Origin of the sequence: Natrarchaeobius chitinivorans (genome assembly GCF_003841505.1) — an archaeon.
Lineage (GTDB): Archaea > Halobacteriota > Halobacteria > Halobacteriales > Natrialbaceae > Natrarchaeobius > Natrarchaeobius chitinivorans.
Window position 1 is genome coordinate 17,106 of sequence record NZ_REGA01000010.1, and the last position, 14,796, is coordinate 31,901.

Below are 14,796 nucleotides of genomic sequence, written 5' to 3' on the forward strand. Positions count from 1 at the left end.
TTCGGATATCACACCAACTCCGCGTATGAGCACTCACCGACCCACGTTTCCCGACTCGCTGCCGGACGTAGCGTACACGCTCTTTGCCGTCCTGTTCTGGGTGTTCGTGATCGTCTTTGCATACACGCTGTTTCTCCCTCGCAGACAGTTCGGCGTCGTGTTTCTCGGGGCGATGATCTGTCTGTACGTCCTCTCGGAACTCAGGACCGCAGTCGAAGACGGGCCGACGTACGACGTCGCGTTGCTGATCTTTTCGGCCGTTTCGACCGTCGCCGCGACCGTCTACGTGACCTATCAGTTCGAGTTGCTCATCACCGTCCGGTCCGGATACGCGTACACGCACGAGTACGCGATCGCGGCAGCGTTCGTCGTCTCGGTCCTGTATCTCACCTACCGCGAGTTCGGCGTCTCGTTTCTGATGGTCGTCCTCGCGGCGATCGGCTACGGCTACCTCGGGCCGTACTTCCCCGGGTTGCTCGCACACGGCGGATACACCACGACGCGGCTGCTCAACATGCTCGTCCTCGACGTGAGGGGGTTCTACGGGGAACTGAACGAGATCGTCGCAGCGTGGGTCGCGCTCTTTCTCCTGCTGGCGGGACAGCTGAAAGCCTACGGCGCGTTCGACCTCATCCTCCGGCTGGCGTTCCGGGCGGGGACGTATCTCAGATCGGGGGTCGCCCAGTCGGCGGTCGTCGCGAGTACGATCATCGGGTCGGTAAACGGATCCGCGGCCGCGAACGCCGCGATGACCGGTTCGTTCACCATCCCGCTGATGAAAAAGAGCGGTCTTCGGTCGGAAACGGCCGGCGGAATCGAATCCGTGGCGTCCTCCGGCGGGCAGTTGCTGCCGCCGGTGATGGGCGCTGCCGCGTTCGTGATGGCGTCGCTTCTGGGGATTCAGTACGTCGACGTTCTCGTCGCCGGCCTCTTCCCGGCGGTTATCTTTCTGGCGTCGGTCGCCGTCGCGGTCCACTACACCTGTATCCTCCAGATGGACTCCTTCGAGTTCGACGTCTCGAACCACCTCGACGAGGAGCGAACGACGGGCGAACTGCTGACCGAGGGAGTTCGGTTCGCGATCCCGTTCGTCACGCTCATCTACTTCCTCGGAATCGCACAGTGGACGATTACGAGCGCCGCGCTGGTCACGTGTGTGATCATGTTCGGGACCGGAATCGGCGTCCCGCTCCTTCGCAACGCGTACACTGGCGAAAGTGGATGGAGCGCACTGCTGTGGCAACTCGGCGGGGAAACGGTCGACGGAGCGCGATACGGCGTGACGACGCTCGCCCCAATCGCGATCATCGTCGCCTCGATCAACGGCGTCGTCGACATCTTCGTCTCGACCGGCGTCCCCGGGTTGATCTCGCTCGCACTTATCGACCTCTCCGGCGGCGTCATGGCCGTCGCCATCCTGCTCGCGTTCGCCGTCTGTATCCTCCTCGGACTGGGGATGCCCACCGTCGCGGCGTACACGATCGTCGCGCTGTTGATCGCGCCGAGTCTCACGACCGACTTCCTGCTCCCCGATCTGGCCGCCCACTACTTCGTCTTCTACACCGCGATACTCTCCGGACTCACGCCGCCGATCGCGGTGAGCGTCGTCGTCGCCGCTGGCGTCGCCCAGTCGAACTTCTGGTATACCTGTAAGGAAGCGCTGAAGATCGCGGCCCCTCTCTACGCGTTGCCAGTCGCGTTCATCTACAACCCCGAGATCGTCACCGGGGGGATAACCGTCGCCACGCTCGTCTCCTCGCTGGTCGCACTCGGCGGGGCGATCACCATCGTTCACTCGCTGAACTATCCGATCCTGGCGGCGAAATCGCGGGGGCTACAGTACCTGGCTCGAGCCGTCCTGCTCACCGTCGGCTTCCTCGCGATGGCGTACCCGATGGGCCCCGTTCGACTGGCCTTTTTCGTCGCCGGCGTCGCGTTCATCGCCGTCCACGTCAACGGCGCGTTCGATGCGATACCGGGTCGATCGTCGCTCTCGAGATAACGTCTTCCGCTGATTCGGCTCTCCGACACTCTTAGAAACGACGGCAGGAAGTAGGCACCCGCTCCGACCAGCGCTTTCTCTCCGCAGTTACGACGCCTCTTCGAGTTTCTCGATGGCGTCGGGGTTTTCGATGCTCGAGAGGTCGCCGAGTTCGTCGCCGGTGTATGCGGCTTCGACGATCCGGCGGACGATCTTCCCCGACTGAGTCTTGGGGAACTCGTCGACGAACAGCAACTCGCGCGGCCGGAACGGCTTGCCGAGTTCCTCGCCGACCTGCTCACGCAACGCCTCGCGGAGGTCGTCGCTTTCTTCGTAATCGTGCTCGAGGACGACGTAGGCGACGACGGCGGTACCGGTGGTTTCGTCGGGTGCGCCGACGGCGGCGGCCTGGTTGACCGCCTCGTGGTCGATGAGCGCACCTTCGACTTCGGCGGGGCCGACCTTGCGGCCGGCGACGTTGAGCGCGTCGTCGGCCCGCCCGTGGAGGAACCAGAAGCCGTCGGCGTCCTTCTGAGCCCAGTCGCCGTGGTCCCACACGTTCTCCCAGGTCGACCAGTACTCCGCTCTGTAGCGTTCGTCGCCCGACCACAGCGATTTCGTCATCGAGGGACAGGAGTCGCGGGCGACGAGATATCCGCGCTCGTTGGCGTCGGCGACGGAGTCCCCGGAGGCGTCGACGATATCGATATCCATGCCGAGTCCGGGGCCGCCGAGCGTACAGGGTTTCATCGGCTGGTTGGGCATCGGCATGAGGAAACAGCCACAGATTTCGGTGCCGCCGGAGATGTTGATGATCGGGCACTCGCCGCCGCCGACGTTCTCGTAGAACCACCGCCAGGATTCGGGATCCCAGGGCTCGCCGGTCGATCCCAGAATCCGCAATGAGGAGAGGTCGTGTCCCTCGAGCCACTCGTCACCGTGTTTGCGGAGCGCGCGGATAGCCGTTGGGGAGATACCGAACTGCGTCAGCGAGTGCCGATCGATCATTTCCCAAAACCGGTCGGGGTCGGGATAGTCGGGCGCACCTTCGTACATGAAGACGGTGCCGCCGAACGTGTGGACCCCGATCAGGGTCCAGGGCCCCATCATCCAGCCGATGTCCGACACCCAGAAGAAGCGATCCGCGGGTTTCAGATCCATCCCGAAGTACAGTTCCTTGGCACACTGAACCTGGACGCCCGCGTGGGTGTGGACGATTCCCTTCGGTTTGCCCGTCGTGCCCGACGAGTACAGCAGCATCGACTCCTGGCTCGAGGGCAGCGATTTCGTCTCGTAGGCGTCGGATTGGGACTCGACGGCGTCGGTCCACCACTCGTCGCGGTCGTCGGTCCAGGGGATCTCGTGATCGCCGTTTCCATCTCCGCGGGAACCCAACCGGTCGAAGACGATCGTGTGCTCGACGTGTCCCGCCTGGTCGATAGCCTCGTCGGCCGACGACTTGAGATAGATGGGATCTCCCCTGCGATAGAAGCCGTCGCCGGTGAACAGTACGGAGCACTCGGCGTCGGCGAGGCGGGTGGCGACGGCGTCGACGCCGAACCCGGAGAAGATCGGAACCGCGATCGCGCCGACCTCGAAGCAGCCGTAGAGGATCGAGACGACTTCCGGCACCATCGGCATGTAGAGACCGACCGTGTCGCCGGTCTCGATCCCGCGCTCCTCGAGTGCGTTCGCCACCCGGTTCGACTGGCGCTCGAGTTCGTGGTAGGTGAGTTCCCGAACCTCGCCGTTTTCGCCCTCCCAGATGGTCGCGACGGCGTTGCGGCGTGGCTCGTCGACGGCGGCGTGGCGATCGACGACGTTGTGAGCGATGTTGAGTTTTCCGCCGGGATACCAGTCGGTGAACTGGGGCCCCTCGGTGTCGTCCCGGACGGCGTCGTAGGGCTCGTCGAACTCGATGTCGAGGTAGTCGACGACCTCGTCCCAGAACCACTCGAGGCCCGACTCCTCGATCACTTCGCGGTCGGTGGTCGTCCGCTCGATCAACGCGTCGTAGTCGTCGATGCCGTACTCGCGTGCGAACGCGGCGACGTTGGTCGACTCGGCGAACCGGTCGTCCGGCTCGTGGACGATCTCGTCGATCTCCTCGAGGCTCGAGTCGGTACCGTCGCTGGCTTGCTCGCTCATTAGGATAGATCACGGACCGCGAATATATTCACTGTTACGAAACCTCGAATATCGGAGCGGATCGGTTCCGTCCAGGTTGGTACCTCCTGGAATATCATAAGCAAATAGTCATTATAGGAAAATTGCGGAATTAAATTGTATAGTTCAATCAATACTATGTCTGACAGTGGTCGACTCCCGTCCAACGAGTCGTGAACGCGGCCAGTCCATATCTCGAGTGTATGAACTCACCTGTCGAACACCGTTCGACCGGTGTCGCTACGCCGTCATCAACCCTAATCGGTAGGCTGGTGGAGAACTGCCGGTTTTATCGACGAGAAGCCGTCTTGGAGGGATCGTGTTTACCGATCGGTCGGTGGAGGAACACAGCAACTGGATCACCGTTTTGTCGTCCAGCGCCGCGATATCGACAGTGCAGAAAACTAAATAAAATGCATATTTCTCACAATATTGTGAAGCATCAAAAACAGCAATTATATTACCCTTCTGTCTCCACAGGGGCTTTGTGTTCTCGGCGAGTCCGGAATGCTGTCAGACAACCGATGAACTAATTCACACATCGATATCTGAGGCCGTGAAACACAGATATCGACTTTCTCCGGGGGCGTGGTAACGAAGTTTCGAAAGAGGTGGTGGCCCAGCTGAGTCGGACTCCGATATATGTGGGTGGTGATTAGAGAGGAGAGTGGCCCCACCGACAATCAGTAGTACGAAGCTTCCGTAGTACAACTCAATATACTGGGTAGTACCAGAGATCCGGAAGTCGTACGCGTCTCACAGAAGGGACAGACGACGATCCCGAAGGCGCTTCGAGAGAAGTACGGGATCGACACCCCTGGTGGGGTGTTCATTTACGAGGAAGACGAGCGAATCGTCGTCGAACCGATTCCGTCACTCGAGGAGTTAGGCGGGATTCACGCTGACACTGATCGCGACCGTGGCGACGTGCTCGAGCGCGTTCGCGAGTTGAAACGCGAGCAACGCCGGCGTGAGGATAGCCGTGCCGACCGACTCCGACCGACTGATTCGGAGGACGAGTGAGCGACCGGTACGTCTTCGACATTGAAGCGATCATCGCCTACCTCTACGACGAGCCGGGTCGGGACGTCGTCGAAGCGTATCTCGAAGACGTTCGTGACGGTGTCGTCGACGGGCTGTTGGCAGAAACCAACGCTGGTGAAGTACTGTCTCTCGTTGCCCGCTTCGAAGGTATCGACGACCAGCCAACGACGGACTCACTTCGAACTGCCGATCGCGATCTCCGTGCACTCGAGCGGTGGGGGATTCAGATCGAACGTGCTGACTGGCGGCTTGCTGGTGAGGTGAAAGCGGACGGATACATTTCGTTTGCGGACGCTCACGGCGTTGCGCTCGCCTACGAGACGGATGCGACACTGATCGCCGGTGGTGACGACGACTTCGAGACGCTCCCGATCGATGTCGATGTCGTTCGATTTCGGAACGAGAGTGTATAATGGCTGGGGCGCCACTTAGTAGGACTCACGGAGGACGAGTTTACCGTCCTCGTCGTAGAGCGAAATCGTATCGCCATCGTTGTTCCAGACGGGGCGTCCGTAGCCCCAGTACACGGTCGAATCGGTGTCGGTCCCGGATCCTGTCCGGAGCGTGATCGTCTCGCCCGGTGCCAGTTCGGTCCCGTCCGGGAACTGGTAGGCGTGGTTGGCATCGTCCTCGACGCGCCAGCCCGCTAGATCGACGGTTTCTGGCCCCTCGTTCTCGAGGGCCACGTACTCCTCGGTGAGGTTCTCCCAGTCGTTTCCTGGCGCGTCCGGCTGGAATTCGGCGATTCTAACCGGCCCGTTCTGGACGTCTGTGGGTGGGGTGGGATAAGCGTGTTCCAGGACGAGTTCCCCGTCGGCGTTGGAAACGGTCACGACGTCGCCGGTTTTGTTCCAGATCGGGCGACGATACCCCCAGTAAAAGTCCCCGTCACCGTCCTCGCCGACTCCGGTACGAAGCGTTATCGTCCCTCCTGGCGAGACCTCAACACCATCGGGGAACTCGTAGGCGTGGTTCGCGTCGTCCTCGACACACCACCGCGAGAGGTCGAGCCAGCCGCCGCCGGCGTTCTCGAATCGGACGTACTCGCCGTCGAGATGCTCGAAAGGCCCACCCGGTGACTCCGGCTCGACGTCCGTGAGGACGAGTCGCCCCGTCGGGGGAATCGCCTCACCGTCGGGCATGGAGTCAGTATCGTCGACGGGTGGATCTCCGTCCCCGACACGGGGGTCGACGAGCTGGTCGAACGCCAGTCCGCTGTCTGTCCGACCGCGGTCAACGTTCGTGTGCCGGCCACTCCAGAGGTGGACGGTGCCGTCGGTCCACCGCGTGTACTGGTAGGTCCGCGAGATGGTCTTGCCCCGGCGCGGGACCTCCCGTTTGGGGATCGAGAGCTCTCCCGAGAGCAGTCGACCGATCGGTGCGGGTGGCTCCTCGCCGTCCGTGAAGACGCGTCCCCTGTCGAGGGTGACCTCTCCGAGGTCGACTCGCCGGGGCAAGAGCGGGAACCAGTTCTCGGGAACGGCAGACGAGAGCTGGTAGGCGACGTCGGCCTCCTCGCTCGTTGCCACCGGTTCCGTGGACTCGTCGTCGACCGCAGTCTCGGTCCGCCGATCACGGGCCTGGCCGACCGTGCCCTCGACCGAGCGCTCGATCGCCCACCCGACGTTCGCCAGCTCGTCGCGGCCGAAGGCGATCTCCTCGACCGTGTCGCTCTCGATGGTCGATCCGAGTACGGGCGGGAGGAACAACCCGCGATCGTCGCCGTCCGGTGACAGCGGGAACGAGTAGACGTTCCAGTTCGTCGTCGGGTCGTCGTCGACGTCGACCGCGTCCTCGACCTCGATCGTCTCGTTGAAGGTCGTCTCGAGGGTGAGGTCGGTAACCTCGGCGATCGAACCGACGTGCTGGTCGATCGGGAGGGTGAACCAGTCGTTCCCGTAGACCAGGCCGAACTCCAGGAGCAGGAGCCGCGAGAGGTCCTCAGGGGCGGCTTCGACGGCCGAGAAGTCCACCCCGTCGTCTTCGATTTCCCACCACCGGTAGGCGGGCATGCCCTTGAACCGAGAGGGCGTCGGAATCCGGTCGTGTGTGTCCGTATCGCTTGCCGGTCCACTCTCGTCGCTCGGTTCCAGGCCGGCATCGTGCTCGACCGAAAAGTCATCCCAGTCGAGGCGTCCACCCTCGTAGGAGCCGGAAGCGAGGACGGTCTCCCGGTCGCCGCTGCCGGTCGAGACGTCGAATGCGTACTCGAGGCGCTCGTCGTCCCACGTGCGTTCGCCGTCTTCGGGCTCCTGGTAGGCGTCGTCGTACCAGTCTCGGTACTCATCGAGTCGGTCCCAGAAGGCGTGAAGATCGTCGTCGCCGTCGACCTCCTCGGGGTCGAAGGTTTCCGGAACCACCGTGTCCGGGAGCGCAACCTCGAGGTCCTCCGCTGTCACGGCCGCTCGGAAGTCCCGCTCGTCGTCGTAGCCCCAGGCCGACCGAATCTCGTCCCCGTCGACCGTCCTGCCGGCCATGACCGAGGCGTACCGACGGCCGTCGTCGGCGTCGGTCTCGTCGACGAGCAGGGCCGGCGGGAAGTCCTCGGCCACCAAGCCGAAGCGATCGGAGAGGAGTCGGAGGAAGTGCGACCCAGCCTCGGCTGCCAGCCGGAGGTCTTTCTCCGGCTCGTCGGGCTCGGTTGGCCGAACGCGCTCGCGCTCGACCAGCGTCTCGAGTGGTGGCTGCGTCGATTCATCACCGTCGAAGACGGTATCGACGACGGAATCGTCGCTGTTGTCGGGGCTGAACCTGGCCATCGGGTCCTCGGTGATCTCGATTGACGCGTCGACGAGCGACCCGGCGTCCTGGCCGGTCAGTTCGCCGGTTTGCCACTGGCGACCGAGCAACCAGAGGGGGTCGTGAACGGGGGCCTGCAACCCGTCGACGAGATCTCGGTCTCGCGTTCTGGGCTCGAGACGCGACCAGGTCGTCACGGACCGTGGATCCATCACTCATCACCCCCGTCGACCCCGACGGACGCCCAGTCGGCCAGGAGGTCGTCGGGATCGATCGAGGCAGTGTCCGGCCCCGCGGAATCTGCGCTCTCGTTGGTCGCAACGGCCAGACCCGGGAGGACCTGCCCCATCCCATCGATCGCGTGGCGATCGACCGTTCGGAGCTTCGCCATGTCGACGCTCTCACGGACGACGTCCGCGAGGGTCTCCACGCTCCAGTGGTCGCCGCCCGCGTCGTTTGGCGGGACGGCCAGCAGCATCGACTGTGGTGCCTGGTTCGCGGGACGATCGTAGTGGACCGACAGACCTGTCGTTTCGCTCTCTGTCGGAACCGTCTCGACGAGTTCGTCGACGAACAGCCCGACGCACGTCCCGCTGGTTATCTCGTTTTCGAGCGATCCGTGGACGTACGAGACGACCGACAGCCGACCGGTCGGGTGCTCTCCGTCCCAGGCGTCGGGGAGGCCGACCCACGTGTCGTCGGCCTCGAACGGGAGCTGTCCAACGGCAAACCGCGATCCGTCCGCCGGCGAGAGTTCGCCGAGTGCCTCTCCGTAGGCGAGCAGTTTACCGAACCGCCGGGACTCGTCCCGGACGCGCGCGATCCGGTCGAACCAGGTTTCCACGGCCAGCGGGTCCCCCTCCTGGAGCGCGTCGCTGTGGTCCGACTCGAGGGCGTCGCCCAGCTCGCCGGGATTGGTGGGTTCGAAGGGAACGAGGACGGTGAACGTCTCGCCGAACAGTGCCTCCAGCCAGTCTACGTAGAAGTCAGGATCTGCCGGAGTCTCGTCGCCGTCCGGGCGCTCGTCGAGCGCGTCGAGTCGATCCACTGCCTCGTCGTAGACGGAGCCGCTCTGTCTGGCGAGCGTTTCCAGATCTCGGCGGGTGGATCCCGTCGCCGAGAGCGGGACGCTCCCGTGAATGCCGTAATCGGCACACAGTTCGAGGGCTTCGCGTATCGCCTCGAGTGTGCCCGGGATCAGCATCTGGGTGGGACGACGCCCGGCAGCTTCGACACCCGCGACGACCGTCTCGGCTCCTCCGACGGTCTCGTCCACGAGGTCGGCGAGATCTGCCGTCGACGGGACGCCTGCTTCGAGGGCTGCCTGTTCGAGGCGCTCGGGATCGAGGTCGTTCTCCGCGACGGCACGGGCGACGATGGCGATTTGTTCCCAATCCGCGGGCGCGTCGAACCCTGGAAACGAGGCCGACGGTGTCGCACGCACGGCGTCGAGGTCGGCAGCCGCGTCGTCGGGCCAGTGCTCCTCGTCGAGCTCGCCAGCGGCACCGTCGACCGCGCTTTCGTCCAGCGTTTCGTCTGCGGCCACTACCGGCTCGGCCGATTCCACGATGGGTTCGAGCAGGTCGACTACCGCGGCGAACGCCTCGAGTTCGGGCCAGTCGATCGCGTGGGGCGGCCGTTCTCCGTCGACGTACGTCGCGGTGTACTCGACTCTCTCTCCGGACTCGTCCTGGACGGTGATGGTGACTTCGTCGCCGGGTTCCAGGCCGCCAGTCTCGAATTCGACCTCGAACTGACCGTCTTCGTCGGCGGTGGCCGTCCGTATTTGCTGTCCAGGGTTCTGCGGCGAGTTGTTCTGAAGATGTACGCTGACCGTTTCGCCCGGATCGGCCGTTCCCTCGACAGTCGGGGTCTCCGAGCTGATGACGACCTCTCCAGCGTCGGTTTGTGCGACGAGGACTCCCGACCCGGCGACCGCTGTCGCGACCGTCTCCAGTTCGGTCTGGAGTGCGTCGATGTCGATCTGACCGAGGGTCGCCTCGATCCCGTCGAGGTCCTCCGTGGGGACCTCGAGCAGGGCTTCGATAAGTTCGGTCAGGTCGTCGATGGTCCGGTCGTCGGTCTCCTGGTCGGCCGCCAGCAGCGCGACCTGCGGGCCGAGCGTTTCGACTGCGTCGGCGAGCCGTCCGTAGGCCACGTTCGCCCGTTCGTCGAGGTCGCCGACGACCTGGCCGTCGTCCGTCGCCTCGCCGGGAACCGACAGATCCCGGGCGTCGACCGATCGACTGTGGGTGAGAACCGATCGAACGCCACGGGCTACCTCGAGGAGTTCACCGAACCCGATACTGTCGTCCGGATCGACGCCGAGGGCCGCGGCATCCGGCCACTCCGCGGGCTGGGCAAACGAGAGTCTGATCTCGTGGTCCGGCCCGACGTTGGCGTAGGTTCGCTGGAGGTGATAGCTGACGCGTGACTCGAGCTCCGAGGCCCAGGCGGCCTCGTCACCCTCGACGAGCGAAACCACGTCCAGTGACGAGAGCCCGAGTTCGGTCAGCCACACCGCGGTCACCTGCCAGTCGGTCTGTTCGTCCACGTCGTCCCCTCCGTCTTCCTGGACGTCGTCCGCTTCGCCGTCGTCGTGTTCCTCGCCATCGGCGTCTTCCTCGAGTCTGTACGCGGCCCGACAGGCGACCCTGGTCGGGTCGCCCATGAGGGTGCCCACCCAGTCCTCGAGGGTGGGTTCGGCTGCCGCCCGGGGAGAGCCCGTCGATTCCCACGGGCTCTTGGCTACGTCTTCTTCGAACAGGGAGACGAGCCGGTGGGTGCAACTGGTCCCGGACCGTGGCGTGTCGAGCACTTCGATATCTTCGATGGCCTCGCCCCGCGCGAGGGCGTCGAGTGCCGCCCCCGCGCGCTCGGGACTGTCCCGGACGAGCTGGTAGACACTCTCTGCGGCGAGAACGTCACGCACCGCGTCGTAGGCCGCTTCGATCGCCGCCAGTTCGTCCGTGATCGCCTCGTACTCCTCGATTTCGGTCTGGTCGTCCGACTCCGGGTCCGGTAGGTCGAGCTGTTCTGAACCGACTTCCTCGCCCCACGGAATTCCCTCACCGTCGCCGCCGTCATCTCCTCCACTGCCACCTCCGTCGTCGCCGGTTTGCTCGTCTCGCCACAGCTCGTACAGGGCCACGCCGTCGACGACATCGCGCTCGGCGGCGGCATCCGAGTCCGCCATCTCTTCGCGGTCGATCGACCCCTCGATTAGTGGTGCGAGCGCACGGAAGCCAAAGACGTACTTGTTCAGTTCGGCGTCGTCGTTCTCGTGGAGGCCACGCTCGAAGCGATACCCCAGCAACTCCCCCAGCGGATAGCCGGCGCGGACGCCCGCAAGCAGATTTCTGGCGTCTCTGACCCGCTCGGCCGAGAGGTCGACCGTGAACAGGTTGCCGTACTCCTCGGTCTCGGCCTCGTGGGCGCTTCGCATGACCGCGGCGGCCGTCGCCTGATCGATCGACGGGGCCTGAATGTACCCCTTCGACCGGTCGTCGTCCGATCGCTGGAGGTTCTCGACGTACCCGTAGGCACCGACGTAGAGCCCGTCACCGGCGGTCTCGCGCATGCCCTCGAGGCGACGGGTCGCAAGCGACGTCGCCCAGGCGTCGTACCGGTGACTGGCCAGGTCGACCGTCTCTCGGACGCGTCGCTCGACGGCCGTCGGGTCCGCGTCCTCTAGTGCTTCGAAGGCGTCGATCAGTTCGGCGAAAGGCCGATCGATCTCCGGGAACTCCCGGAGCATGTCGCCGATCGCCCACTCCGACCGGTAGCCGGGGTGCTCTTGCAGGGAGGCCGGGACGCGCTCGTCGAGTGCGTCCCACATCGTCAGGTCGCCGTCCTCGTGGACCTGGGGTTCGGGAAGCAACGACCACGCCGAGGACGCCCAACCCGCTTCGTCGCTCGGATCGGGATGGCCGTGTTCGTAGTGGGCAGCGATCCGGATCCGGGCCAGTCGGTACTCCTGGAGGATGGCGTGGTAGCACAGTGCCTCCGCGACGGACGCGTCGGCTCCACCGAACAGCACCCGAATAATCCAGGTCCCGTCCTCGAGTTCCTCGGTAGTCGAACCGCCGGTTCCGGGGATCCCCTCGCGGAGCCCACCGTGGGGCGTCGTCCGAAGGGCGCGAAGCGTCGCGTCGAAGTCGTCGCCCACGACCGACGCGTCGACGACCGGCGCTTGCTGGTCGGCGAAGAGGTCGCCGACGCGCGCGACGGCGTCCTCATCGAGGATCGACTCGAGGTCGTCGGAGGCGGCAGTCTGGAGCTGGTCGGCCGTCGCGTCGTGGGCCGACTGTCTCTGTGCCTGGAGGGCTGTCCCTGTCATCAGACACGAGATCGCCTCGCCGCCGGTGAGGTCCCGTAGCCGGTAGCCGTAGCTCGTCCCGGACATCTCGAGTAATTCGGAGCCGACGAGTTCGGGATCGTCCGCCGCGTCGACGCTCGGGACGTCCGCGCTCGCGTCTTCCCACGTTTCCCAGAGGGCGTCGAGCACTCCAGCGAGTTGTTCGGAGACGTCTTCGTCGGCGTATCGCTCGAGCGGAAGCCCCGACGAGGAGGACGGAACGATGTTCTCGGGCGTCGTCTCGAACTCGTCGATGGGTGACCAGTCTTCGTAGGCAGTCGTCGGGACGATCCCGTACGGCTGGGAGCCAACTCTGATCGGTGGAAGGGGGCCACAGCCACGCACGTACTCGACGAAGTGTCGCCTGACGTTCTCCAGCCAGTACAGGAGTGCTTCCCGCCACTCGACTCCCGGCCCCCAGTCGAGTGGAACGAGCAGGTGTGGGACGTAGTACCCCCACGTGGCGGACCACAGGGCGGCGTTGGTCGCCCGGGCGGTCGCGTCCGCCGTCCCCGTCCCACCGGCCACGCGGTCGAAGACGAACGGTCGGTCGTCACCGATCTGTTGTGGATCGAGCCCGAGGAGCTGGGCCGCCCGAACGGCGTCCGTGTCCGCTTCGTCCGCCCGGACCGGTGACCGCACGCACTCTCGTTCGTAGACCGACTCGTCGCCGGAGGATGTCGTCGCTGCGGGGTTCTCGCGCGTGTCGTTGGTCGGCGTTCCGCGCTCGAGGATGGACAGTCCATCGGTGTAGCGATGGGCCTCGACGAGATCTGCGAGCTCGACGGTGGCCTCGTCCTCGTCGAGTCCCGTCGAAACGCCGAGGACCGTGAGTCTGTCGACGCCCGCAGCTACCTGGTCTTCGGTCAGGTCGAGGCGTAGCGCCATACCGACGTCCTCGGCGACGTCGAAGTCGAAGACCCACTCGATCTCGCCGGACCTGAAGTCGTCGTACTCGCTTGCGGTCTCGGCTGCACTCTCCATAGATCCCGGGTCCGGACCGATCGAGAGCGGCGGCTGTACCGGCTCGCTGGTTGCGGTGACCTCCGTGCCGTCCGTCTCGGCGAAGGCGATCCACTGGTCGGGCAGCAACCGTGCTCGCGGCGGTCGCGTCCACGACCCCGGCCGTCGGTCGACCCCCGAACGGCTGTCTGCCATCTCGTCGACGAAGGCGGCGACGTAGTCCGCCACGTCGGCTTCGTCCTCGGGGAAGTCGACCTCGTCCGGACCGGCGAGCAACCGGTCGCCGCGTTCGGGTGCCAGCTCGCGTTTGACCCACGACGCCCGTTCCGGGCCGAACCGGTCCGCCAGTTCGTTCCAGGCTCGTTCTTTCACGGCGGCGTGGCGCTCGTCGGCGTCGTCGGGCAACGCCTCGAGGTCGAGACCGTCGAGCAATCGGTCGGGAATCGCTTCGACGTGGGAGCGGTCTTCGTCCAGGTGGCACCCCGTCCAGACCCGTTCCCAGAACCGAGCACCGTACTCGACTTCCGCGTCGGTCAACGACTGCTCGTGAGTGTCGACGTGGAGGTCGTCCGGGTAGACCCGGACTAGCAGCTCGTATTCCGTCGGATCCGAAACCTCCTCGCCGTCCTCGTCGGTCCGTCTGACGAATCGCGTCTCGAGTCTCGTCGGTGCGAGCAAGACCGGCGTCTCGTGGTCGAGGTCCGTGTGTGGCGTCGAGTGATCGCTCGGGTACGCATCGGCGAGGTCCTCCGTCACGCCGTGGAGTGTCTCCCGACGTCGGCCAGCGAAGGTGTCGAGGGCTCTGGCGGTGCGCTCGAAGGGACGCCGCGCGGCAATGTAGCCACCGGGGTCTCCGGCCTCGATGGACTCGACGAGCGCATCGATGGCCGCGGACCGGTAGGCGTCGTCGTCACGGACAGCGAGCAGGTCGTCGCCATACGAGACTCCACGTTCGGCCTCCAGCAGATCCTCGAGGTCGGCTTCCGTCCGGACCCCGTCCGCAAAGAGCGCGCCGACGACCGCGGCCGTTCGCTCCTGGTACACGTCGGCTAAATCGTCTTCGAAGGCCACACCCAGCTCGTCGAGGTGTTCAGCCAGTTCCTCGTCCGGATCGCCACCGGCCGCGTTGACGTCGCGGAGACAGGCCAGGAGGTCTTCGAACTCCCCCTCGAGCCCATCCCGAAAGACGCGTTCGAGGGCCTCGGCGACGTCTTCGGTCCGCTCGACGCCGAAATCGGCGAAGGTCGGTCGCGCGGCGAGCAGATCGGCATCTTCGAGGGCTGTCTGTGAATAGCCAAGCTCCTCGACCAGGGCCAGGTGGGATTCGACGGTCGTCGCGACGTCCTCGACGGAGTCGCCACGACGGGACGCGTCGAACAGCGCCTCGACGTGTGAGAGTTCCGTCAACAGCTTCGATCGGTCGGCTTCGGCCCGGCGAACGTCGTCGCGGGCCGCGACGTAGTCCGACCGGAGCTGGTCGACGGCGCTCATTGGCCGCCCCTCCGGGTGTCGGTACGCTGGCGATACGACGGTCTCGGCAGATTCG

General features: G+C 65.0%; 6 protein-coding genes. 3 read left to right on the forward strand and 3 right to left on the reverse strand.

Going from position 1 to position 14,796, the window contains the following annotated elements; all coding sequences use genetic code 11:
• Positions 1–25 precede the first annotated feature (25 nt).
• Positions 26–2,002, forward strand: coding sequence for a TRAP transporter permease (locus tag EA473_RS12135; protein ID WP_124195927.1), 1,977 nt, complete (start codon positions 26–28; stop codon positions 2,000–2,002).
• 87 nt (positions 2,003–2,089) lie between these two features.
• Here EA473_RS12135 and EA473_RS12140 read toward each other — a convergent pair whose 3' ends face one another.
• Positions 2,090–4,129 carry an AMP-binding protein gene (locus EA473_RS12140; RefSeq protein WP_124195928.1) on the reverse strand — a complete coding sequence of 680 codons (2,040 nt, stop codon included), beginning with the start codon at positions 4,127–4,129 and terminating at the stop codon, positions 2,090–2,092.
• Positions 4,130–4,864: 735 nt separating this feature from the next.
• Here EA473_RS12140 and EA473_RS22790 point away from each other — a divergent pair.
• Together EA473_RS22790 and EA473_RS12150 are read left to right on the forward strand one after the other, a co-directional pair.
• Positions 4,865–5,170 carry an AbrB/MazE/SpoVT family DNA-binding domain-containing protein gene (locus EA473_RS22790; RefSeq protein ID WP_124195929.1) on the forward strand — a complete coding sequence of 102 codons (306 nt, stop codon included), beginning with the start codon at positions 4,865–4,867 and terminating at the stop codon, positions 5,168–5,170.
• Positions 5,167–5,604 (forward strand): PIN domain-containing protein, encoded by a 438-nt coding sequence (locus EA473_RS12150; protein WP_124195930.1) that lies wholly within the window; start codon positions 5,167–5,169, stop codon positions 5,602–5,604. Before EA473_RS22790 ends, EA473_RS12150 begins: the two co-directional genes overlap by 4 nt.
• 15 nt (positions 5,605–5,619) lie before the next feature.
• Here the strand turns inward: EA473_RS12150 and EA473_RS22560 are convergent, their stop codons facing one another.
• Complete coding sequence (locus tag EA473_RS22560) at positions 5,620–8,142, reverse strand: lamin tail domain-containing protein (protein WP_207890175.1); 2,523 nt, start codon at positions 8,140–8,142, stop codon at positions 5,620–5,622.
• A complete protein-coding gene (locus tag EA473_RS12160; RefSeq protein ID WP_124195931.1) occupies positions 8,142–14,741 on the reverse strand; it encodes an Ig-like domain-containing protein in 6,600 nt (2,199 codons plus the stop codon). The genes EA473_RS22560 and EA473_RS12160 overlap by 1 nt, the downstream gene beginning before the upstream one ends.
• Between the last annotated feature and the right edge of the window lie 55 nt (positions 14,742–14,796).